Raw genomic sequence first — 21,328 nt, 5'->3', positions numbered from 1 at the left:
CCACGCGGTAGGTGTAACTCACCGAGCCGGCATTGCCGCTGGTGCCGCTGTCGTTGCTGCTGAGCAGGCTGAGCGTGCCGCCCAGGGTGCCGCTGGTCTTGGTCTGGCTGTAGCTCAGGACATCACGGGTGTCGATGTCGCTGAAGTTCGCCGACACGATGGTGCTCAGCTCGGGCGAAGTGGCGTCTTCGGTCACTGCACCGTTGCTGAAACTGGTGACGGTGGGGCGATCGTTCGTGCCCGTCACAGTCACGGTCACCACCTGGCTTGCGGTGCCGCCGTTGCCGTCATTGGCGGTGATGGTGAAGGTCTCGGTGGCCGTCTGGCCCGCGGCCAAGAACTGCGTGGCGCTGTTGGCCACGCGGTAGGTGTAACTCACCGAGCCGGCATTGCCGCTGGTGCCGCTGTCGTTGCTGCTGAGCAGGCTGAGCGTGCCGCCCAGGGTGCCGCTGGTCTTGGTCTGGCTGTAGCTCAGGACATCACGGGTGTCGATGTCGCTGAAGTTCGCCGACACGATGGTGCTCAGCTCGGGCGAAGTGGCGTCTTCGGTCACTGCACCGTTGCTGAAACTGGTGACGGTGGGGCGATCGTTCGTGCCCGTCACAGTCACGGTCACCACCTGGCTTGCGGTGCCGCCGTTGCCGTCATTGGCGGTGATGGTGAAGGTCTCGGTGGCCGTCTGGCCCGCGGCCAAGAACTGCGTGGCGCTGTTGGCCACGCGGTAGGTGTAACTCACCGAGCCGGCATTGCCGCTGGTGCCGCTGTCGTTGCTGCTGAGCAGGCTGAGCGTGCCGCCCAGGGTGCCGCTGGTCTTGGTCTGGCTGTAGCTCAGGACATCGCGGGTGTCGATGTCGCTGAAGTTCACCGAGACGGTGGTGCTCAGATTCGGCGACGCGTTGTCTTCAGTCACCGCACCGTTGCTGAAGGCGGTGACGGTGGGCTGATCGTTGGTGCCAGTGATGGTCAGGGTCAGCAGCACGTTTCGCTGCGCAACCGTTAGCAAACCAAGTAGGGACAGGATGACGAGGTCGTACTGGAACACCAGGGTTGCGGTTTCGCCCACGGCCAGGGCTTCAGATGCTGCCCCGTTGGCAAGGAAGGTGTACTGACCCGAGCGGTTGATGGTGAGCGTGCCATGACCGGTCGTGAGCGAGACGTCACTGCCGTCGCGGGGAACGTTGACGCTCTGCGTGCCGAAACTGATACGCCCGACCGTCTTTACAAGGTCGTTGTCCGTCACGTTCCCGCTGGCTTGGAGGTTCTCGGTGACGGCGGCGGTATCGTTCTTGGCAGTGAGGGCCATGGCGTGCTCCGGTTGTTACCGCGGCGGAATGTATCAAGATCCGATTGCTCGAGAGTTTGCGCGCCTTCCGGTGATTGCCCCCGTATGGGTGGGTTGACGTTAGTGTGATTACTTGCGGAGTCAGCACTCATGGAATCTGCTCGACATACAGGATTGACAAACTCTAATAAGGCCGCTCGGGCAGCACGCAGCCAATTGATTCCGCACGCAAGAAACCGTCCGACGCTCCCACAACCTCACCCCCTGAGCCCCACGGCGCGTCCAATCCGCGCCATGCCTGCTCCCTTCGCTGCCCCTGGCGCCGCCCCTCGCTCCGCCCCCGTCTCCTCCATCGCCCTGGTCGACGGCAACAATTTCTACGTCTCCTGCGAACGGGTCTTCCGTCCAGCCCTGGCCGGCAAGCCGGTGATCGTGCTGTCGAACAACGATGGCTGTGCCATCTCCCGCTCGAACGAGGCCAAGGCCCTGGGCGTGCGCATCGGCCAGCCCTGGTTTCAGTGCCGGGCCCTGCAGGCTCGGGGCCTGGTGGCGCTTTCGGCCAAGCTGGGGCTGGAGGCCGGTGCCCAAGGCGCGGCGCAGGGCGAGCTGGCGCTGGAACTGCAGGAGGATCACGCAGACCATCCAGCACCCCCGCGGGATGCGGGCAGGCTGGTGAGGCCTGCCCGTACCATGCAGCCCGCCCGGTCCATGCCGGGCAGGTCGCGCCCCGGCCCAGCGGGCCCCGCGCGGAGATCCAACGATCCAAGGCGTTTGCATGGCAACACCGACACCGACACCGACACCGACACCGGCCCCCGGCCCGGCCCAGCGTCCGGGCGATGGCGGAGGCGAGCTGTATGCGCAGGCCCTGTCCGTCAGCAAGCTGGATCGGGCGGTGCTGCTCGGGCAGACGCCCCGGGTGCTGTGGCTGACCGGCCTGTCGGGCGCGGGCAAGAGCACGATCGCCAATGCCGTGTGCGCCCGCCTGCACCACCAGGGCCGGGCGACCTATCTGCTGGACGGTGACCATCTGCGTGGTGGCCTGAGCTGCGACCTGGGCTTCTCGGAAGCCGACCGCAAGGAGCAGGTGCGGCGGGTGGCCGAGGTGGCGCGGCTGATGGTCGATGCCGGCCTGATCGTGCTGACCGCGCTGATCTCGCCCTTCCGCGCCGACCGGGCGCTGGCGCGCGGACGCTTCGCGCCGGGCGAGTTCCTGGAAGTCTTCGTCGACGTGCCGCTGGCGGTGGCCGAGGCGCGCGACCCGAAGCGCCTGTATGCGAAGGCGCGTGCCGGTACCCTCGCCAGCTTCACCGGCATCGGCTCACGCTATGAGCCTCCCCTGGATCCCGAGCTGCATCTGCGCACCGACAGGGAAGCACTGGACGTCTGTGTCGAGCGGGTGCTGGCCCTGCTGAACCCACCTGCGGCCGGGCGCTGACTGCGGCCTTCGCCCCCTGAGCCCTTGCCTGCTGGAAGCGATCCCCTGCCGTGTCCGTCCTGAAATCCTTGTTGCAGCGCCTGTACCTCCGTCAGAGTGCGCGCCGCCCAGACGTCACACCAGTCCATGCCGGGCGTGGAGGGGGTCAGCACCTTCACATCCAGCCCCGCACGCACGGCCCGCGCTTTCAATGTCTGCGCGGCGGCAGTACCCACCACATCGGCATTCGCGAACACCACGATGCGGCGCGTAGCCGGAGGCCAGACGTAAGCGGCCAAGCTGCTCGCGCAGGAGGCGGCCACGGTGGGTAAGCCCGAAGCCGAGTGAGCAGCCTGAGCGGTCTCGATACCCTCCGCAATGCCGATCACGCCCCGCTCTGGCGCATGCAGGGGAACACAGGCGCTCATCAAGCGGCACAGCCAGCAGCCCCGAGGCCCAAGTCGTCCTTACACTGAGGCTACCGCCGAGGCCTGACGCTCTTTTGCAGTGGCCGGCTGGCCGCTGGCTGCTTGGGTGCAATGGCGATTGCGTACTCGCCCATGCATCAGGCTTCTCGCTGCCCATGCAGTCGTTGAAGGGGGAAGGTCGTTTCACGTTGCCCCCTTCTTGTTCGCCTGTTGAGCCTCCCACGCTTCGATGTCGGAGAGTCGCCAGGCCGTGATGCCCGGTCCGAGCTTGACGGGCGCCGGGAACGTGCCCTGCCTGACATATCGCCAGCCGGTGTTGGGTGTGAACGGCAGACGGCCGATGTGTGGCTTACCTCTGCTTGGGCGGAGGGAAGTGAAGAGTTCGCGAGCTCGAAGGAATTTTTGGGGCTGACCCATTCGCACTCCTGGGGACAAGGTGCGACATGATCATTTAGGAAAAAACAAAAAATCAACACAACACGTCGGGAGCGCACAGAAGCCTTGTACTTGGTGGGGCTTCTTGGTCAAGAAGTTTGGGCAGGTCGACTCGTGACGCCGCCATCCTAGACCGTTGAAATGCGCCTTTGTAAGCCCGAGAAACTGTGTTGACTAGCTAGAAGTGATTTTGCTATTAGCCAACATGATGTCCACGGGGGTGTCGCTAACAAGGTGTGTAGCCCAGTCTTCCATCATGGCCCTGCGCTTTTCCAGCATGTCCATTCGCCGGTACGCTGCCTCCACTTTGCTGCTCAGGCTGTGGGCAAGGGCGGCCTCGGCAAGTTCACCCGGGTACGTTGTGCGCTCGGCTACCCAATCCCTGAAGCTCGAGCGAAGTCCGTGTGGCACCTCGACGCGTCCCATGCGCCGCATGACGGCCGATAGACTCATGTCGGACAGCGGGCCTCCTCGCATCCCTGGGAACACGAGGTCGCAGCCCTCGAATCTGGGCAGGCTGTTGAGCAAGTCCCGAGCGGCTTTGGACAGCGGTACCCGGTGCTCGCGCCCCGCTTTCATCCTCGATGCTGGGATGATCCACATCGCACCGCTAGCGCTCAGTCCGCTGACCTCAGTCCACAGCATGCCGCGAACTTCGCCTGATCGGGCCGCTGTCAGGGTCAAGAACTCCAGCGCTCGCGCCGCAATTCCTTCGCATTTGCCAAGATCGTTCCAGAATCTTGGTAGATTATCCAATGCGACGGCCGGATGATGCGTAACCCGTTTCATTTTGGTTGGGTCAGGCAACACGGCAGCTAGATTGCCATCCCAGGCGGCAGGGTTGTCGCCCGAGCAGTAGCCGCGACCCTTGCACCAATCAAGTATGGATTCCATGCGCCCGCGAAGTCGGGACGCGGTTTCCGCACGGGCCTCCCAAAGCCTGCCGGTACCCTTGTATCCTTCCGAAGCACGTCGAGACACCGGCACCGCCTGTTCAAGCACAGCAAGAATGTGCGGGCGACTGATCTGACCGACATTCAGCGAGCCGATCAAGGGATAGGCGTACTGCGTCAGGGAAGACGTCCACTGCCTCTCGCTCTTTGCATTCCGCCAAGCGCCGCGCCGGCTCTCGATGAACTGAGTCGCCGCTTCCTGAAAGCTGATGGAGGCCAACTGTTGAGCTCTCAGGGCCTGCTGGCTGACTCTGCGCTCTTCGACGGGATCACAGCCTTGCCGAACCTTGTCGCGCTCAACGGCTGCTCGTTGTCGGGCCATGGCCAGCGTCACGGCCGGGAAGCTCCCAAGTCCGATTTCTCTGCGGCGGGCGCCGACCATGATCCGCAACACCCACGACCGCGCCCCGGTCTCTGCCACCTGAAGTGCCAAACCCGGTACGACGCCGACCAAGTGCCGCCCCGGCTTGGTCAGCCGCTTGAGGTCGACCGCATACAGTTCCCTCGCCATCTTGGGCATCGCTACACCTCCCCGCCGTACCCCCCATTCAACCCCCCATCAAATGGAAGGTGAGGAAGCATTCAGTGATGCTGGATGTTACGACCGAACCCTCTCTTCATAGGAGAGACAGGCAGACGGCGATGCGTCTTGGTGAGCGAGGATGCAGACGAATGGCGGACTGAGCTTCCGCCAGCCACGCCCTGCGTCAGGGCGACGCGGCCTCAGTGCAGCGTGTCGCTGCCGGCCTGCGGGGCGCTGATCGGGGTGAAGAGGGATTCCTCGCCCACGCTGCGGCGCTCGATTTCCTGCTCGGTCGCTTCGCGCACATCGCGCACGACGAGCGCCAGCACCAGGGCGATGCCGGCCAGCGGGTGGTTGCCGTCGATCACCACATGCTCGTCGTAGACCTCGGTGACCGTGTAGATGGCCTCGCGCGGCATGCCTTCGGTGGTCGCGCCCTCGGGCAGGCCGTCGAACTGCATCCCCGGCTCGACATGCTCGCCGAACAGGCTGCGCGATTCGAAGCAGACCAGTTCCGGCTCGTAGGCACCGAAGGCCTGGTCGGGCTCCAGGTGCAGGGTGGCGCTGAAGCCGGTTTCCTGGCCGATCAGAGCCTCTTCGACCCGCTCGAAGAGGTCGTCGCCACCGATCATGAATTCGAGGGGTTCGATCAGCTCGTCGATGAGCTGGCCCTGGGTGTCTTCTAGCCGCCAGCTCAGGCTGACGACGCAAGGCGCGGCGATTTGCATGGTTTCATGATCGCACAATGCCCCGCATGTCCCGGACCCCCAAGCCCCCCGTGGCGGCCACCGCTGCCGCCCCTTCCGCCGCTGTGGCGGCCCCGCCCAAGCCCCGCCGCGGCGCAGCGTCCGGCATGCCGGAGCCGGCCTCCGGCCCCTGGGCCGCGCCTGCGCTTGACCAGCCCTGCGCCCTGCTCGGCGGCCTGAGCCCGGCCACCTTCATGCGTCGCCACTGGCACCGCAAGCCGCTGCTGATCCGCCAGGCCCTGCCGCCGCAGGCCTGGGCCGGCCTGGACCGCGAGGCGCTGCTGGCCCTGGCAGCGCGGCCCGGCCTGTCCGCCCGGCTGGTCGAGCGCCAGCCGGCCGCGCCCGCCGCACGGGGCCGGCGTGCCGCCGCCCAGGGCGAGGGCTGGTCGCTGCGTCAAGGGCCATTCAGCCGCCGCCAGTTGCCGCCGGCCACCCAGCCGGGCTGGACGCTGCTCGTGCAGGGCCTGGACCGCCATCTGGATGCGGCCCGCGCCCTGCTCGATCCCTTCGCCTTCCTGCCCGCCGCGCGGCTGGATGACCTGATGGTCTCCTGGGCCAGCGAGGGCGGCGGGGTGGGGCCGCATGTCGATTCCTACGACGTCTTCCTGCTGCAGATCGGCGGCGCGCGGCGCTGGCGCATCGCGCCGCCGGGGGATGAGCAACTGCGCCCCGGCCTGCCGTTGCGCATCCTCGAACACTTTTCGCCGACCGAGGACTGGCTGCTGGAGCCCGGCGACATGCTCTACCTGCCCCCCGGCTGGGGCCATGACGGTGTGGCCGAAGGCGGCCCCTGCCTGACGGCGTCGATCGGCTTCCGTGCCCCGGCCCAGGCCGAGCTGGCGGATGCCCTGCTCAACCGCATGCTGGACACGGTGGACCCGGACGATCCCGCCGAGGCCGAGCGCTACCGCGACCCGGGCCAGCCCGCCACCGCCCAGCCGGGCCGCATTCCCGAGGCGCTGCAGGCCCATGCGCTGGCCCTGGTCCGCGAGCGTCTGGCGGCCCCCGGAGCCGTCTGCCTGGCCCTGGGCGAATGGTTGAGCGAGCCGGCGCCCGATGCCGAGTTCGCCCCGGGGGACGAGGACGACGAGGCCGCCCTGGACGCGCAGATGGCGCAGGCGCTGCGCCTGGGCCTGCGCCTGGCGCGGGGCAGTCGCATGCTCTACGACGCCGACTGCATCTACCTCAACGGTCAGGGCTGGCGGGCGGCGGGGCGCGATGCCTTGCTCATGCAGGCCCTGGCCGATCGGCGTGGCCTGGAGGCGGCGGCCCTGCGCCGCATCAGCGCCGCAGCCCGCGCGCTGCTGCGGCAGTGGTTGCTGGACGGCTGGATCGAGCCGCTGTGGCCCGCGGCCTGAGGGCTCGATACAACAAGCAACTTGTGTTTGACTGACATTGTTCGCACGCCCTAGGGTCTCCACGGATTCCGCCCCTAGAATCCCGGGCTGCGCCGAGCGCCGGTGCGCCTGATCCCAGGACAACGGCGCGATCGTCAACCGAAAGGGGACGGCCGCGTTAGACCGGCGCCGGAATTCGCTTCCGCATTTCGATCCAAACCCTCACCGCACTAGGAATCCCAATGAACAAGTCGTATCTGCTCGCCCTGATCGCCGCCGCCGCCCTGATCGCCTGCGGTAAGAAGCCGGAAGAGGCGGCCCCGGCCCCGGCTCCGGCCGCCGAAGCGTCGGCCCCGGCCGCCCCGGTGGAAGCCGCCCCGGCCCCGGCCGCCGAAGCCTCGGCCCCGGAAGCTGCCGCCTCGGCCGCCAGCAACTGAGATCCGCGGGCCGCTGGCCCGCTGTCGATCTTCGAAAGCCGCCGCAAGGCGGCTTTTTTTCGTCCGGCCCACGGGCGCAGCGGGTATCGCGCTCAGGCCAGGTCCAGCCAGGGGCACCCGGCGGGCCCGTCGGCCACGACGATGTCCCCGGACGGGCAGCCCAGGGCCCCGGCCAGGGCCTCGGCCGCCAGGGCCGGCTGGTTGTTCTGCTCGCTCAGGTGGGCGGCCACCACATGCCGCAGCCCGGCGTGGGCGCACTGCCGCAGGATGTCGGCCGCCACGGGGTTGGCGAGATGGCCCCAGGGGCCGGCAATGCGGGCCTTGAGCGAGGCCGGGTAGGGCGAGCCGGCCAGCAGCGCCGGATCGTGATTGGTCTCCAGCAGCAGGGCATCGCAGCCCGCCAGGGCGGCCAGGAGGTGCGGGGTGGACTGGCCGGCATCGGTCAGCAGGCCGAGGCGGCGGCGGCCGTCGTCCACGCAGAGCTGCAAGGGTTCGGCCGCATCGTGGGGCACGGTGTAGGGCCGCAGGGCCAGGCCGCCGGGCAGCTCGATGCAGTCGCCGTCGCGGGCGAAGTGGAGCAGGCCCTCGGCCTGCAAGGCCTCGCCCTCGGCCGGGTCGGCACACACGGCACGCCAGGTGCCGCGGCTGGTCCAGATCGGCACCCGGTGGCGGCGCGCCAGGCCGATGGCGCAGCCGATGTGGTCGCCGTGCTCATGGGTGATGAACACCGCGTCGAGCTGCTCCGGGCCCAGGCCCTCGGCGGCCAGGCGCAGCGCCAGTTCGCGCAGGGTGAAGCCGGCATCGACCAGCAGGCGGCAAGGGCCGCCGGGGCCCGTCGACTCGACCAGCGTCGCATTGCCCTTGCTGCCACTGCCCAGGCTGCGGAATCGCATGCGGAAGCTCGCGCCGGGCGCTAAGGGCGGGCCGGCCGGGACGCAGACAGGGCGTGCGGAAGGGGCCGGCGCGTTGCGGCCGGCCCGATGCAGCGCGGGCTCAGCGCAGTTCCGCCACGAGCAGGTCGAGGATGCGCTTGGCTGCGGCCGAACCGGCCGCCTCGCCCTTGTCCGTCTGCACGCGCAGCACGGTCTGGTTGCCGGCACCGCGCTCGGCCACGATGCGGTAGCGGCTGGGCGTGTTGTCCGGGCTCGCGCCGCCGCCGAAGAGCCGGCGGAAGAAGCCCGGCTCCTTGGGCGTGGTGTCGCTGGTGTCGACATAGCGCACGAAGTACACGCCCTGGCCGCGATCCCGGTCCTCGACGGTGAAGCCGATGCGGTCGAGCGCCAGGCCGACGCGGCGCCAGGCGCGGTCGAAGCCTTCGTCCACCGCGATGCCGGCCGCCGGCGTGCCGGGCAGCAGGCGGGCACGGGCCTGGGCCGCATTCGGCGCCGCGGCCACCTGGACGCTCTGGGCCTTGGCCTGCTCCTCGGTGCCGCCCAGCTTGATCATCAGGCGCGACAGCATGGTGGCTTCCAGCTCCGGATCGCTGGGGCGCGGCTGCCAGGCCGTCTGGCTCTGGTCCGAACGCACATAGACCTCGATCGCGCCGCGGTGCGAGATGTAGACCTCGCTGCCGCTGCCGGTGCGCTCGATACGGGTGCGGAAGGCATCGCGCTCGCCCGAGTCGTAGAGCCCGTCGATCACCGAGCCCAGGGCGCGGCGGATGAAGTCCTGCGGAATCTTGGCGCGGTTCTCGACCCAGGTGGTCTGCATCAGCCCCAGCTCGCGCTGTTCGGATTCCAGCTCGAAGCCGCGCTCCTGCCAGAACTGCTGGAGCAGCGGCCAGAGCTGCTCGGGCGTCATCGAGGTGACCAGCCAGCGCTGGTTGCCGTCGCGCATCAGGCGGTTGGTGCCCAGGGTGCTGGGCGCGACCGCGGCTTCGCGCGAGGCGCCCGCCACGCTGCTGCCACCTTGCAGGGACGAGGCCGTGATCGAGCCATCCACCGGCTGGTAGCGCGCGTCCTTCTGCAACTGGGTCAGGTCGGGCGGAATTTCCAGGTTGACCTGCTTGCTGCCGCCGCCGCGGTAGTCGACCTTGTCACCCTCCAGGGTCTTGTTGATCGAGGAGCAGGCGCCCAGGGCGATCAGCAGGCAGAGCGGGGCCAGGCGCAGGGCAGAAAGGCGTCGGTGCATCGGTAGCTCGGCAGGGTTCGGGAAGAAGGCGGGGCCGACAGCGCAGCCCCGCGGGGCTCAGAGCAGGCGGGCGTCGTGCAGGGCCTGCTCGACGGCCGACTGGGTCGCCGCCGAAGCCGGCAGCAGCGGCAGGCGCAGGGTGCCGCCGCAGCGGCCCATGCGCGCCAGCGCCCACTTGACCGGGATGGGATTGGGCTCGGAGAACAACTGCTTGTGCAGCGGCAGCAGCTTGAAGTGGATCTCGGTGGCGCGCTTGGCATCGCCGGCCATCGCGGCCATGCACAGCTCGTGCATCAGGCGCGGCGCGACATTCGCAGTGACCGAGATGTTGCCGTGGCCGCCCAGCAGCATCAGCGCGATGGCGGTCGGGTCGTCGCCCGAATAGATCTTGAAGCCTTCGGGCGCATTGCGGATCAGCCAGCAGGCTCGCTCGATGTTGCCCGTGGCTTCCTTGACCGCGACGATGCCCGGCACCTGGGCCAGGCGCAGCGTGGTCTCGGGGGCCATGTCCGCCACCGTGCGGCCGGGCACGTTGTAGAGCACGACCGGCAGGTCCACCGCTTCGGCAATCGCCTGGAAGTGGCGCACCATGCCCTCTTGCGTGGGCTTGTTGTAGTAGGGCACGACCTGCAGCGTGCAGTCGGCGCCGATGGCCTTGGCATAGGCCGTCAGCTCGATGGCCTCGCGGGTGGAGTTGGAGCCGCAGCCCGCCATGATCGGCACGCGGCCGGCCGCATGCTCCACCGCCACGCGCAGGATCTCGCGGTGTTCCTCGTGGCTGACGGTCGGCGATTCGCCCGTCGTGCCGACCACGCCGATGCAATCGGTGCCTTCGGCGATGTGCCAGTCGATCAGGCGGCGCAGGGCCGGGTAGTCGACGCTGCCGTCTTCATGCATCGGCGTCACCAGCGCGACGATGCTGCCAACAATCGGAGTCATGGGGAAAGGTCCTCGCAATCGCGGGATTCTAGCCAGCGGCGTCCGCGGGGCCGGGCTGCGCGGCCTGGCGCTCAGGCCCGGTCCAGGCGGCGTGCGGCGGCCTGCGTGGCGCCTGGCTCGGGCCGGGCGGCGGCGATGCGCTGGATGCGGCGCGGCGGCCCGTCGAGCAGCCCGTCCTCAAAGCCCAGCACCTGCAGGCCGGCGGAGGCCGCCACGGCCAGCAGTTCGCCGGGCCGCAGCAGGAAGTCCGGCCGGCTCGGCCGGCCCAGGGCCTCGTGGCCGAGGGCGAAGGTCTCGTGCAGCCACAGGCCGCCGGGCGCCAGGCTGGCCAGCAGGTCGGGCCAGAGCGGGCGCCACAGGTAGTTCGTCACCACGATCGCGTCGAAGGCCGCGCCAGCCAGCGGCCAGGAGCCGCCCTCCACATCGGCTTGCAGCGGCTGCACGCCGGGCAGCCCGGCCAGGCCGGCCAGGGCCTCGGCATCGCGGTCGAGCGCCGTCACTTGCAAGCCCCGGGCGGCCAGCCAGCGCGCATGCCGGCCGCGGCCGCAGGCCAGGTCCAGCACCCGGGCGCCGGGCGGCAGATCGGCCGTCCAGCGGGTGATCCAGGCCGAGGGCGAGGCCAAGGCCGCATGGGCCGCTTCAGGATGCAGGGGGGGCAAGGGCATGAGGGGGTGGGTGCAGGTCGCTCAGAAGCAAAGGCTCAGCCGCCCGCCCAGGCCCATCATCACGCCGGGTTGCAGCCAGGCGCCCAGCACGGCACCCAGCAGGGCCGCCGCCAGCAGGCACCAGAGCACCGGGCCGCCCAGGCGGCCACGCTGCCCGCGGCGCCGCCGCAGGCCGGGCGGGCGAGGGGCTGGGGGTCGAGGCATTCCGGCTTGGCGCATGTCGTGTCAGCTCGTCGCCGGCCGCAGCCGCGCCAGCGGCGTTTCGCGCACCGGCAGGTTCAGCAGCGCGGCCACCAGGCCGAGCACGATGCACAGACCCCAGACGGCGTCGTAGCTGCCCTGGCGGTCGTAGAGCCAGCCGCCCAGCCAGACGCCGAGGAAGCTGCCGAGCTGGTGCGAGAGGAAGACCGTGCCGCCAAGCATGGACAGATGCCGCACGCCGAAGATCTGCGCGACCAGCGCATTCGTCGGCGGCACCGTCGACAGCCACAGCAAGCCCATCGCCGCGGCAAACAGATAGACGCTCAGCGCGCTCAGCGGCGCCAGCAGGAAGACGACGATCACCCCCGAGCGCAGGGCATAGATGGCTGCCAGCAGCCGCGGCTTGGAATGGCGCTGGCCGATCAGGCCGGCGAGGTAGGTGCCGATCACATTGAACAGGCCGATCAGGGCCAGCGCGCCGGTGGCCACGTCCAGGCCCAGGCCGTGGTCGCGCAGGTAGCTCGGCAGGTGCACGCCGATGAAGACCACCTGGAAGCCGCAGACGAAGTAGCCGGCCGTCAGCAGCAGGAAGCGGCGCTCGCCGAGGGCCTCGCGGATCGCGGCACCCGCGCCCTGCGCCGGCGCCTCGCCCGGCGCGGCGGCCGCTCGCGGCGGCTCCCGCAGGCCCCAGGCCAGCGGCAGGATCAGCAGCACCGCGCCCGCCATCAGCAGCAGCGCCTGCTGCCAGCCCAGGCCGTCGATCAGCCCGCTGGCCAGCGGCACCATCAGGAACTGACCGAAGGAGCCGGCCGCAGCCGTCAGGCCCATGGCCCAGGAGCGGCGCTCGGCTGGCACATGGCGGCCGATCACGCCATAGACCACGGCATAGGTCGTGCCCGCCTGGGCCAGGCCGATCAGGCCGCCGCTGCTCAGCAGGAAGGCTGTCGGCGCGCCGGCCAGGGCCATGCCGGCCAGGCCCAGCGCATAGAGCAGGGCGCCCGCGCCCAGCACGCGCAGGGCGCCATGCCGGTCGGCCAGCATGCCGACCAGCGGCCCGGCCAGGCCCCAGACCAGGTTCTGCACCGCCATGGCAAAGGCGAAGGTCTCGCGCGTCCAGCCGCGGTCCACCGTGATCGGCGTCAGCCACAGGCCGAAGCCGTGGCGCACGCCCATGCTGAGCGTGACGATGGCCGCCCCGCAGATCAGCAACTGCCGCAGCGACAGGGCCGGCGCCCCGGGATGCAGGGCCGTCATCGCGCGGGCCGCGGCAGGGGGACGGCGTGCAGGCTCAACCGATGCGCCCCAGCAGCAGGTATTCCATCAAGGCCTTCTGCACATGCATGCGGTTCTCGGCCTCGTCCCAGACCACGCTCTGCGGGCCGTCGATGACCTCGGCCGCCACCTCCTCGCCGCGGTGGGCGGGCAGGCAGTGCATGAAGAGGGCGTCGGGCTGGGCCACGGCCATCATCTCGGCGTCCACGCACCAGTCGGCGAAGGCGGTCTTGCGGGCCTCGTTCTCGGCCTCCCAGCCCATGCTGGTCCAGACGTCGGTGGTGACCAGGTCGGCGCCGCGGCAGGCGTCCATCGGGTCCTTGAAGACCTTGAAGCAGCCCGGGTCGCGCACGCCGGCCACGGCCGGGTCGACCTCGTAGCCGCTGGGCGTGCTGACATGGACGGTGAAGCCGAAGATCTCGGCCGCCTGCAGCCAGGTGTTGGCCATGTTGTTGCCGTCGCCCACCCAGGCCACCACGCGGCCCTGGAGGCTGCCGATGTCGGGCATGCCGGCGCGGGTCGTGCCGCCACGGTGCTCCAGCCAGGTGAAGAGGTCGGCCAGGATCTGGCAGGGGTGGTACTCGTTGGTCAGGCCGTTGATCACCGGCACGCGCGAATGCGCGGCAAAGCCTTCGAGCTTGGCCTGCTCGTAGGTGCGGATCATCACCAGGTCGACCATGCGGCTGATGACGCGGGCGCTGTCCTCGATGGGCTCGTCGCGGCCCAACTGGCTGCCGCTGGTGGTCAGGTGCACGACCGAGCCGCCGAGCTGGTACATGCCGGCCTCGAAGCTCACGCGGGTGCGGGTGCTGGCCTTCTCGAAGATCATGGCCAGGGTGCGGTCGGCCAGCGGCGTGTACTTCTCGTAGTTCTTGAAGCGCTGCTTGATGACCGCGGCGCGGCCGAAGAGGTAGGCGTACTCCTCGGCGCGCAGGTCCTTGAACTGCAAGTAGTGCTTGATCAGGCTCTTGCCGGGTTTCATCGGGCGGGGGCTCGGGGCCAGGGTCAGGAGGGCGCGGCGCTCAGGCCGCGACCGGCGCGCCCAGGAAGGCGCGGATCAGCGGCACCAGCAGGGCCACGAGGCGGTCGGCCTCGGCGGCCGTCAGGATCAGCGGCGGCACCAGGCGGATCACGCGGTCGGCGGTCACGCTCATCAGCAGGCCGGCGTCCAGCGCCTGTTGCAGCAGCACGCCGCAGGGGCGGTCGAGCTCGATGCCGATCATCAGCCCCGCGCCGCGGATCTCGGCCACGCCGGCCAGGCCGGCCAGCTCGCGCGTCAGCGCCGTCTTGAGGTGGGCGCCGACAGTCGCGGCATTCGCCAGCAGGCCCTCGTCCTCCATCACGGCGATGGTCTCCAGCGCGGCGCGCATGGCCAGCGGGTTGCCGCCGAAGGTGGTGCCGTGGTTGCCCGGTTGCAGCACCTTCACGGCCTTGGGGCCGCAGACGACTGCGCCGATCGGCACGCCCGAGCCCAGGCCCTTGGCCAGCGGCATCACGTCCGGCTGGATGCCGGCCCACTGGTGGGCGAACCAGGTGCCGGTGCGGCCGATGCCGCACTGCACCTCGTCAAGCATCAGCAGCCAGCCCAGCCGGTCGCACAGCGCCCGCAGGCCACGCAGAAAATCGAGCTGCGCGGGGTGGATGCCGCCTTCGCCCTGCACCGTCTCCAGGAAGACCGCGCAGACGCCGGGCCGCTGCGCGGCAACCACCTCGATGGCCTCCAGGCTGTTCAAGGGCACGCGCACGAAGCCCGGCACCAGCGGGCCGAAACCCTGCTGCACCTTGGGGTTGGCGGTGGCCGACAGGGTGGCCAGGGAGCGGCCGTGGAAGGCCTTGTCGAAGACCAGGATCTCGGGCGCCTCGATGCCGCGGTCGACGCCGTACTTGCGGGCGATCTTGATCGCTGCCTCGTTGGCTTCCAGGCCCGAATTGCAGAAGAAGGCGCCGGTCAGGCCCGACAGCTCGCAGAGCTTGGCGGCGAGCTGCTCCTGCAGCGGCACCGCGTAGTAGTTGCTGGTGTGGATCAGCTTGCCGGCCTGGTCGGCGATCGCCGCCACCATGCGCGGGTGGGCATGACCCAGGGTGTTGACCGCGATGCCGGCCAGGCCATCGAGGTATTCGCGGCCCTCGGTGTCCCACACCGTGCAGCCGCGGCCGTGCGAAAGCGCAACCGGCAGGCGGCCATAGGTGTTCAGCACATGGGGCATCGCCGTCGGGGCGAGGCGTTCGGGGGCGTTCATACGGCAGCGCTCCGGGTCGTCGGACAAGCGCGCGATTCTACGAAGCGCAGGCCAGGCCCCCGGTGACAGTCCCCATGACGGCACAGTCGTTGCTGCACTGCGCAAGTCCCGCCCGGCCTGCGCGAGAATGCCGGGCGATCCCTTCATCGCCCACCCGCGCCCCAGGGCCCATGGCGCCACCGCGCCGCCCGCCCCCCTGTCTCACCCGACCGTGCCGCATCCCGAAGCCCCCCGCGAAATCGTCATCCTCGGCCAGACGGCCGACGGCCGCAGCTTCCGCCCCAGCGATTGGTCCGAACGACTGGCCGGCGCGATGAGCAGCTTTCGCCCCGGCCGGGCGGCGCCGGTCCGCGGCGGGCACATCGGCTACTCGCCCTACTGCGTGCCCACGGTGATGGGCGGTGTGAAATGCGTGGTCGTCAACGAGGCGCTGCGCGAGCTGGAGCCGCGCGCCTGGGAGTTCGTGATGAACTTTGCCCGCGACAACCGCTTGCAGACCACCGAGGCCTGCTTGCTGCCGGATCCGCCTCAGGCGGAGGGCGCCGGCGGATTGACTGCCGCCGCCGCCCCGGCGGTGGCCGGGCCTTCTTCCTCGAAGCTGTCGGTGTAGACGCGCCACAGCGAGGCATAGAAGGCCGTCGAGAACGCCATGCCGGCCGGCAGCGCCGCCAGGCTGGCGGCCTGGATCAGCCCCAGGCCGATCAGCATCACCTGCACCAGCGCCAGGCAGACCAGCAGCAGCAGGAACCAGCCTAGGCCCATCAGCAGGTAGGCGCCCAGGCCGCGCCAGCAGGCCAGCACGCTGCCGAACACCGCCTGCGCCACCGTCTTGCGGCCCCAGACCAGCAGGGCCGGGGCGTGCCAGAACACCAGCGAGACGGCACCGAGCAAGGCGATGCGCAGGGCCATCGAGCCTTCCAGGCCGCTGGCGTCCAGCGTGCCGCCGCCCGCGGCCGAATCGCGGGCCAACTGCTCGACGAAGGCATTGAAGCGACCGCCGTCGAGCGCATCGGCCAGCAGGCTGCTGCCGAAGGTCAGGCCGGCATAGAGCAGGCCCAGCGCGGCAAAGCCGCGGCGCTGGCGCGGGTCGCGCAGGGCGTCCAGCCAGGGCAGGGCGGGCATGCGGCGCCCGGCGGCCTGCTCGCGGCCCGACACGGTGAAGCCCCAGCTCAGCAGCGGCAGCAGGGCGATGGACAGCAGCGGCCCGCCGGGCAGCATGCTGATCAGCAGCAGCATCACGCCGGCCAGGCCAAGCTGGGCCGAATAGGCCAGGGGCTGGGCGCCGAAGGCCGAGAAGCCGGCTCGCACCCAGGCCAGGCCCTGCAAGGGACGAACCCGGCGCAGCTTCATGCCGCCACCGCTGCCGGCCAGGGGCGGGCGATGCGCTCGCGCAGCACGCGCTCGAAATGGCGCGGGTCATGCGGCGTCAGCATGTGGGCCTCGCGCGGCAGGTGGTAGTCCCAGAGCCGCGAGACCCAGAAGCGCATCGCCGCGCTGCGCAGCAGGGCCGGCAGCAGGGCGCGTTCCTCGGTGCCCAGCGGCCGCACGGCTTCGTAGGCGGCCAGCAGGGCCTCGCTGCGGGCCGGGTCGAGCCGACCGGTGGCGGCATCGATGCACCAGTCGTTCAGGCAGACGGCCAGGTCGAAGCCGAAGCTGTCGCAGCCGGCGAAGTAGAAATCGAAGCAGCCCGACAGCCGCGTCTGCGGGCCGTCCGGCCCGTCATCGAACATGGCGTTGTCGCGGAACAGATCGGCATGCACGGCGCCGCGCGGCAGCGCGGCATGGTCCGCCGAGGCGGCCAGGGCCTGCTGGAAGCGCAGCTCGGCATCGATCAGCGCGAGCTGTTCGGGCGCGAGATGCGGCCGCACCAGCGGCACCGTGGCTTCCCACCAGGCCAGGCCGCGCAGATTGGGCTGCTGCAGCGGAAAGTCCTGCACCGCCCCGTGCATGCGGGCCAGCAGGGTGCCGAGTTGCGCGCAGTGCAGGGGCTGCGGCGCCATCACGCTCTTGCCGCGCAGGCGGTCGACCACGGCGGCCGGCTTGCCGGCCAGGCGATGCAGGATGCGGCCCTCGGCATCGGCCTGGGGCTCGGGCACCGGCAGGCCGCGGCGCGCCAGGTGGCGCATCAGCTCCAGGTAGAAGGGCAGTTGCTCGGCGCTCAGGCGCTCGAAGACGGTCAGCACATGGTCGAGCCGCTGCCCTTCGCGCTCGCTGACGACGAAGTAATTGGTGTTCTCGATGCCTGCGGCGATGGGCTGCAGCTCGGTGAGTCGGCCGAGCCCGAGACGGGCGATGAGCGCAGCGGCGGCGTCGAAGCCGACCTCGGTGAACACGGCCATGCGTGGCAGGTCCTGGGAACGTGGGCAGAAACAGTCCGGGCGGCGCGCGCTGCGCCGCTCAGAAGGAGAAGACGCGCCAGGTGCGCTGACCGCCGGTGCGGCTGAGGCTGGGACCTTCGCCGAAATCGCGGCCGGCGTCGGTCGGCTGGATCTCGTAGGGCTGCTGGATCGGGCCGTCGCCCTTGGGCGTGACCGTCATGCGCTGCACGGCACCGCGCACGCGCAGCTCCACGATGCGGGCGGCATCGTCCTCGACCACGCGGCGCTCGATGCGCGGTTCGCGGCGGTCGCCGGTCGGGCCGGTGTCGCTGTCGCCCGGGCTCGCGCGGGTGACGCGGTGGCGCAGCGCGGGGGCGCTGGCCGCGGCTGCGGCCGGTGCCGGGGTGGCGGCCGCCGGCCGGTCGGCCAGCCGCGGCGGGGCCGTCAGATCGGCAGCCGGGGCCAGGGCCGGCAGCAGCAGGGCGGCCAGCAGGCCCTGCCTGAGCCGGTGCATCATCACCCGGCCCGTGCCGGCCGGCAGCGGGGCAGACGAGCGGCGAGCGGGGTGGGTGTGGGCGTGCATGCGCCGGATTGTAGGAGGCCCCCCGGCGGCCCCCCGCCACGGTGCGGCATCGACAATGCCGGCATGAGCACCTCCCTGCTGCTGGTCGACGGCTCCAGCTACCTCTACCGCGCCTACCACGCCCTGCCGGACCTGCGCGGCCCCGGCGGCCGCCCCACCGGCGCCGTGCACGGCATGGTCGCCATGCTCAGGCGCTTGCGCGAGCAGTTCCCGGCCGCCCGCGCGGCCTGCGTCTTCGATGCCTCCGGCCCGACCTTCCGCGACGCGCTCTATCCCGCCTACAAGGCCCAGCGCAGCGCCATGCCCGAGGACCTGGCCGCGCAGATCGCGCCCATCCACGAGGTGGTGCGCCTGCTCGGCTGGCCGGTGATCGTGCAGCCCGGCATCGAGGCCGACGACGTCATCGGCACCCTGGCCCGCGCGGCAGCCGCACGCGGCGAGTCGGTCGTCATTTCCACCGGCGACAAGGACCTGGCCCAGCTCGTCGATGCCCACGTCATGCTCATCAACACCATGAGCGGCGAGCGCCTGGACCCGGCCGGCGTGATGGCCAAGTTCGGCGTGCCGCCCGATCGCATCGTCGATTACCTGACGCTGATGGGCGATGCGGTCGACAACGTGCCCGGGGTGGAGAAGGTCGGCCCCAAGACGGCGGCCAAGTGGATTGCCGAACATGGCTCGCTCGACGGCGTCATCGCCGCCGCCGCGTCCATCAAGGGCGTGGCCGGCGAGAAGCTGCGCGAGGCCCTGGACTGGCTGCCGACCGCCCGCAGCCTGGTCACCGTCAAGTGCGACTGCGACCTGGCGCCCAGCCTGCCCGGCTGGCCGGCCTGGGACGGCCTGGCCTGGCAGGATGCGCCGGCCGAGGCCCTGCTCGATTTCTACGCCCGCCATGGCTTCAAGACCTGGGGCAAGGAGCTGGCTGGCGAGCTGGGCGTCGAGTTGCCGGCCGCGGCGGCGGCCTCGCCCGATGCGACGCCCGCCGAGGGCGAGGGCGCCCCGGCGACGCCCTCCGCCGCCGACGCTGCCGACTGGGTGCCCGTCATCCCGCCCATCGGCACGCCGGTGCATGAATGCATCACCACCTGGGAGGCCTTCGAGCGCTGGTTCGCCCGCCTCCAGGCGGCCGAGCTGGTCGCGCTGGACACCGAGACCGACAGCCTCGACAGCTTGCGTGCCCGCATCGTCGGCCTGTCCTTCAGCGTGCAGCCGGGCGAGGCCTGCTACATCCCCCTGGCCCACGACTACCCTGGCGCGCCCGAGCAACTGCCGCTGGACGCGGTGCTGGACCGCCTGCGCTCCTGGCTGCTGGACCCGGCCCGCGCGAAGCTGGGCCAGCACATCAAGTACGACCAGCATGTCTTCGCCAACCACGGCATCGCCGTGGCCGGCTATGCGCACGACACCCTGCTGCAAAGCTATGTGCTCGAAGCCCACAAGGCGCACAGCCTGGAGAGCCTGGCCAGCCGCCACCTGAACCGCAGTGGCCTGAGCTACGAGCAGGTGGCCGGCAAGGGCGCGCAGCAGATTCCCTTCGCCCAGGTCGATCTCGACACCGCCACCCGCTACTCGGGCGAGGACAGCGAGATGACGCTGCACGTCCACCAGGTGCTGTGGCCGCAGCTTCAGCATGCGCCGCGGCTGCGCGAGGTCTATGAGCGCATCGAGATGCCGGCCTCGCGCGTGCTGCAGCGCATCGAGCGCCACGGCGTGTTGATCGACAGCGCCCTGCTCGGCCAGCAAAGCCGCGAGCTGGCCGAACGCATGCTCGCGCTGGAGGCCAAGGCCTATGAGCTGGCCGGTCAGCCCTTCAACCTGGGCAGCCCCAAGCAGATCGGCGAGATCCTGTTCAACCAGCAGAAGCTGCCGGTGCTGAAGAAGACCGCCAGCGGCGCGCCCTCCACCGACGAGGAGGTGCTGGAGAAGCTGGCCGCCGACCACCCGCTGCCGGCCACCATCCTGGCCCACCGCAGCCTGGCCAAGCTCAAGGGCACCTACACCGACAAGCTGCCCGGCATGGTCAACCCCGCCACCGGCCGCGTGCACACCCACTATGCCCAGGCCGTGGCCGTGACCGGCCGGCTGGCCAGCAGCGACCCCAATCTGCAGAACATCCCCATCCGCACGGCCGAGGGCCGCCGCATCCGCGAAGCCTTCATCGCCCCCCCGGGCCATGTGCTGGTGAGCTGCGACTACTCGCAGATCGAGCTGCGCATCATGGCCCATCTCAGCGGCGACCCGGCCCTGGTCCGCGCCTTCGAGCAGGGCCTGGACGTGCACCGCGCGACCGCCTCGGAAGTGTTCGGCGTCCCCGTCGACCAGGTCAGCACCGAGCAGCGCCGCTATGCCAAGACGATCAACTTCGGCCTGATCTACGGCATGGGTGCCTTCGGCCTGGCCAGCGCCCTGGGCATCGAGCAGAAGGCGGCCAAGGACTACATCGAGCGCTACTTCGAGCGCTTTGCCGGCGTGAAGCGCTACATGGATACCGTCCGCGAGCAGGCCCGCGCCCAGGGCTATGTCGAGACCTACTTCGGCCGCCGCGTGCACTTGCCCGAGATCCGCGGCGGCAACGGCCCGCGCCGCACGGCGGCCGAACGCCAGGCCATCAACGCGCCCATGCAGGGCACGGCCGCCGACCTGATCAAGCTGGCCATGGTGGCCGTGCAGGACCAGCTCGATGCCGAGGGCCGCGCCAGCCGCATGGTCATGCAGGTGCATGACGAACTGGTGCTGGAGGTGCCCGAGGCCGAGCTGGACTGGGTCAAGACCGAGGTCCCCGCCCGCATGGCCGGCGTGGCGCAACTGGCCGTGCCCCTGCTGGCCGAGCCGGGGGTGGGGCGGAACTGGGACGAGGCGCACTGAAGTCATGACGTCGTGACGTCATGGCGTTACGATGGGGCCTCCGAGCCTGGAGCCCCGCCATGTCTGCCGCCGATCCCATCCGCTCCACCCTCTACCTCGCGCCCGAGCTGCACCAGGCCTTGCGCCTGAAGGCGGCGGTCAGCCAGCGCAGCATGTCCGACATCGTCAATGAGGCGCTGCGCGAGGCGCTTCGGGACGACCAAGACGACCTGAGCACCGCCCGCGCCCGCGCCGAGGAACCGGCCATGGCCTACGAGGCCTTCCTCGCCCAGCTCAAGGCCGATGGCACGATTTGAGCTGCGCGTCCGGCCCTCGGTCGCCAAGGACCTGCGCGGCATTCCCCGGCCCGATGTGCTGCGCATCCTGGCCCGCATCGAAGGGCTGCGCGACGAACCGCGCGGCCCCGGCTGCGAAAAGCTGAGCGGCGCGGAGCTGTACCGCATCCGCCAGGGCGTCTACCGCATCGTCTATGCCATCGACGACATGGCGATCGTGGTCGAGGTCATCCGTGTCGGCCACCGGGGCGAGGTGCATCGCCCGCGCTGAGCGCGACGCGA

At 70.3% G+C, this 21,328-nt stretch carries 22 protein-coding genes and 2 pseudogenes; 8 read left to right on the top strand and 16 right to left on the bottom strand.

The window, feature by feature from the left end:
• On the bottom strand, window positions 1-1,303 hold a 1,303-nt coding region (locus JI742_RS10260), incomplete at its 3' end, for a VCBS domain-containing protein (protein ID WP_201826199.1).
• 273 nt (window positions 1,304-1,576) lie between these two features.
• On the opposite strand from JI742_RS10260, the pseudogene JI742_RS10255 reads away from it, so the two are divergent.
• Window positions 1,577-1,855 (top strand): annotated as a pseudogene (locus JI742_RS10255) (Y-family DNA polymerase); the annotation flags it as partial.
• A gap of 202 nt (window positions 1,856-2,057) precedes the next feature.
• On the top strand, window positions 2,058-2,720 hold the full coding sequence (gene cysC, locus JI742_RS10250) for an adenylyl-sulfate kinase (RefSeq protein ID WP_201826197.1): 663 nt from the start codon (window positions 2,058-2,060) through the stop codon (window positions 2,718-2,720).
• On the opposite strand, the gene JI742_RS14140 is transcribed toward cysC, so the two are convergent.
• From JI742_RS14140 to JI742_RS10230, 4 genes are all read right to left on the bottom strand, one after another.
• Entirely contained in the window at window positions 2,609-3,127 is a 519-nt protein-coding gene (locus JI742_RS14140) for a toprim domain-containing protein (protein ID WP_350309653.1), read from the bottom strand. The two genes, cysC and JI742_RS14140, sit on opposite strands and share 112 nt — an antisense overlap.
• A 183-nt stretch (window positions 3,128-3,310) precedes the next feature.
• Window positions 3,311-3,544, bottom strand: coding sequence for a helix-turn-helix transcriptional regulator (locus tag JI742_RS10240; RefSeq protein WP_201825336.1), 234 nt, complete (start codon window positions 3,542-3,544; stop codon window positions 3,311-3,313).
• 192 nt (window positions 3,545-3,736) lie between these two features.
• The gene (locus tag JI742_RS10235) at window positions 3,737-5,035 is read right to left on the bottom strand and encodes a tyrosine-type recombinase/integrase (RefSeq protein WP_201826193.1); all 1,299 of its coding nucleotides are present in this window, start codon (window positions 5,033-5,035) and stop codon (window positions 3,737-3,739) included.
• A gap of 203 nt (window positions 5,036-5,238) precedes the next feature.
• Window positions 5,239-5,766, bottom strand: a complete 528-nt coding sequence (locus JI742_RS10230) for an FKBP-type peptidyl-prolyl cis-trans isomerase (RefSeq protein WP_201826191.1) — start codon at window positions 5,764-5,766, stop codon at window positions 5,239-5,241.
• A gap of 26 nt (window positions 5,767-5,792) precedes the next feature.
• Between JI742_RS10230 and JI742_RS10225 the strand changes: the two genes are divergently transcribed.
• Both JI742_RS10225 and JI742_RS10220 read left to right on the top strand, forming a co-directional pair.
• A complete protein-coding gene (locus JI742_RS10225) occupies window positions 5,793-7,142 on the top strand; it encodes a cupin domain-containing protein (RefSeq protein ID WP_236676855.1) in 1,350 nt (449 codons plus the stop codon).
• A gap of 221 nt (window positions 7,143-7,363) precedes the next feature.
• On the top strand, window positions 7,364-7,558 hold the full coding sequence (locus JI742_RS10220; RefSeq protein ID WP_201826189.1) for a hypothetical protein: 195 nt from the start codon (window positions 7,364-7,366) through the stop codon (window positions 7,556-7,558).
• A gap of 92 nt (window positions 7,559-7,650) precedes the next feature.
• Here JI742_RS10220 and JI742_RS10215 read toward each other — a convergent pair whose 3' ends face one another.
• The 8 genes from JI742_RS10215 to JI742_RS10180 all read right to left on the bottom strand — a co-directional run bounded on the left by JI742_RS10215 (window position 7,651) and on the right by JI742_RS10180 (window position 15,005).
• The gene (locus JI742_RS10215; protein ID WP_201826187.1) at window positions 7,651-8,451 is read right to left on the bottom strand and encodes an MBL fold metallo-hydrolase; all 801 of its coding nucleotides are present in this window, start codon (window positions 8,449-8,451) and stop codon (window positions 7,651-7,653) included.
• Window positions 8,452-8,551: 100 nt separating this feature from the next.
• Window positions 8,552-9,688 (bottom strand): NlpB/DapX family lipoprotein, encoded by a 1,137-nt coding sequence (bamC, locus tag JI742_RS10210; protein ID WP_201826186.1) that lies wholly within the window; start codon window positions 9,686-9,688, stop codon window positions 8,552-8,554.
• Between the two features lie 57 nt (window positions 9,689-9,745).
• Window positions 9,746-10,627: a 4-hydroxy-tetrahydrodipicolinate synthase gene (gene dapA / locus JI742_RS10205; RefSeq protein ID WP_201826184.1), complete on the bottom strand. Its 882-nt coding sequence runs from the start codon at window positions 10,625-10,627 to the stop codon at window positions 9,746-9,748.
• A gap of 71 nt (window positions 10,628-10,698) precedes the next feature.
• Window positions 10,699-11,292: a class I SAM-dependent methyltransferase gene (locus tag JI742_RS10200; protein WP_201826182.1), complete on the bottom strand. Its 594-nt coding sequence runs from the start codon at window positions 11,290-11,292 to the stop codon at window positions 10,699-10,701.
• 21 nt (window positions 11,293-11,313) lie between these two features.
• Window positions 11,314-11,496 (bottom strand): hypothetical protein, encoded by a 183-nt coding sequence (locus tag JI742_RS10195; protein WP_201826180.1) that lies wholly within the window; start codon window positions 11,494-11,496, stop codon window positions 11,314-11,316.
• Between the two features lie 21 nt (window positions 11,497-11,517).
• Window positions 11,518-12,747 (bottom strand): MFS transporter, encoded by a 1,230-nt coding sequence (locus JI742_RS10190; protein WP_201826179.1) that lies wholly within the window; start codon window positions 12,745-12,747, stop codon window positions 11,518-11,520.
• Window positions 12,748-12,781: 34 nt separating this feature from the next.
• Window positions 12,782-13,747, bottom strand: a complete 966-nt coding sequence (gene argF / locus JI742_RS10185; RefSeq protein WP_201826176.1) for an ornithine carbamoyltransferase — start codon at window positions 13,745-13,747, stop codon at window positions 12,782-12,784.
• Window positions 13,748-13,787: 40 nt separating this feature from the next.
• Entirely contained in the window at window positions 13,788-15,005 is a 1,218-nt protein-coding gene (locus JI742_RS10180; protein WP_201826175.1) for an aspartate aminotransferase family protein, read from the bottom strand.
• 211 nt (window positions 15,006-15,216) lie between these two features.
• Here JI742_RS10180 and JI742_RS10175 point away from each other — a divergent pair.
• A pseudogene (locus JI742_RS10175) lies at window positions 15,217-15,534 on the top strand (DUF3579 domain-containing protein); the annotation flags it as partial.
• On the opposite strand, the gene JI742_RS10170 reads toward JI742_RS10175, so the two are convergent.
• Genes JI742_RS10170 through JI742_RS10160 form a run of 3 tightly spaced genes read right to left on the bottom strand, consistent with a single transcriptional unit; the run spans window position 15,534 to window position 17,906 of the window.
• On the bottom strand, window positions 15,534-16,355 hold the full coding sequence (locus tag JI742_RS10170; protein ID WP_201826171.1) for a BPSS1780 family membrane protein: 822 nt from the start codon (window positions 16,353-16,355) through the stop codon (window positions 15,534-15,536). The pseudogene JI742_RS10175 and the gene JI742_RS10170 sit on opposite strands and share 1 nt — an antisense overlap.
• A complete protein-coding gene (locus JI742_RS10165) occupies window positions 16,352-17,344 on the bottom strand; it encodes a homoserine kinase (RefSeq protein ID WP_201826169.1) in 993 nt (330 codons plus the stop codon). The genes JI742_RS10170 and JI742_RS10165 overlap by 4 nt, the downstream gene beginning before the upstream one ends.
• 58 nt (window positions 17,345-17,402) lie before the next feature.
• Window positions 17,403-17,906: a hypothetical protein gene (locus JI742_RS10160; protein ID WP_201826167.1), complete on the bottom strand. Its 504-nt coding sequence runs from the start codon at window positions 17,904-17,906 to the stop codon at window positions 17,403-17,405.
• A 63-nt stretch (window positions 17,907-17,969) separates the two neighbouring features.
• Between JI742_RS10160 and polA the strand changes: the two genes are divergently transcribed.
• From polA to JI742_RS10145, 3 genes are read left to right on the top strand one after another with little or no spacing between them, the layout of a single operon-like run.
• Window positions 17,970-20,771, top strand: coding sequence for a DNA polymerase I (polA, locus tag JI742_RS10155; protein ID WP_201826165.1), 2,802 nt, complete (start codon window positions 17,970-17,972; stop codon window positions 20,769-20,771).
• A 59-nt stretch (window positions 20,772-20,830) separates the two neighbouring features.
• Window positions 20,831-21,067, top strand: coding sequence for a CopG family transcriptional regulator (locus JI742_RS10150; RefSeq protein ID WP_201826163.1), 237 nt, complete (start codon window positions 20,831-20,833; stop codon window positions 21,065-21,067).
• Window positions 21,054-21,317 (top strand): type II toxin-antitoxin system RelE family toxin, encoded by a 264-nt coding sequence (locus JI742_RS10145; RefSeq protein ID WP_201826161.1) that lies wholly within the window; start codon window positions 21,054-21,056, stop codon window positions 21,315-21,317. Before JI742_RS10150 ends, JI742_RS10145 begins: the two co-directional genes overlap by 14 nt.
• The last annotated feature ends 11 nt before the right edge of the window (window positions 21,318-21,328 follow it).

The organism is Piscinibacter lacus, assembly GCF_016735685.1.
Lineage (GTDB): Bacteria > Pseudomonadota > Gammaproteobacteria > Burkholderiales > Burkholderiaceae_C > Aquariibacter > Aquariibacter lacus.
This window is presented reverse-complemented; position numbering and strand designations above follow the sequence as displayed.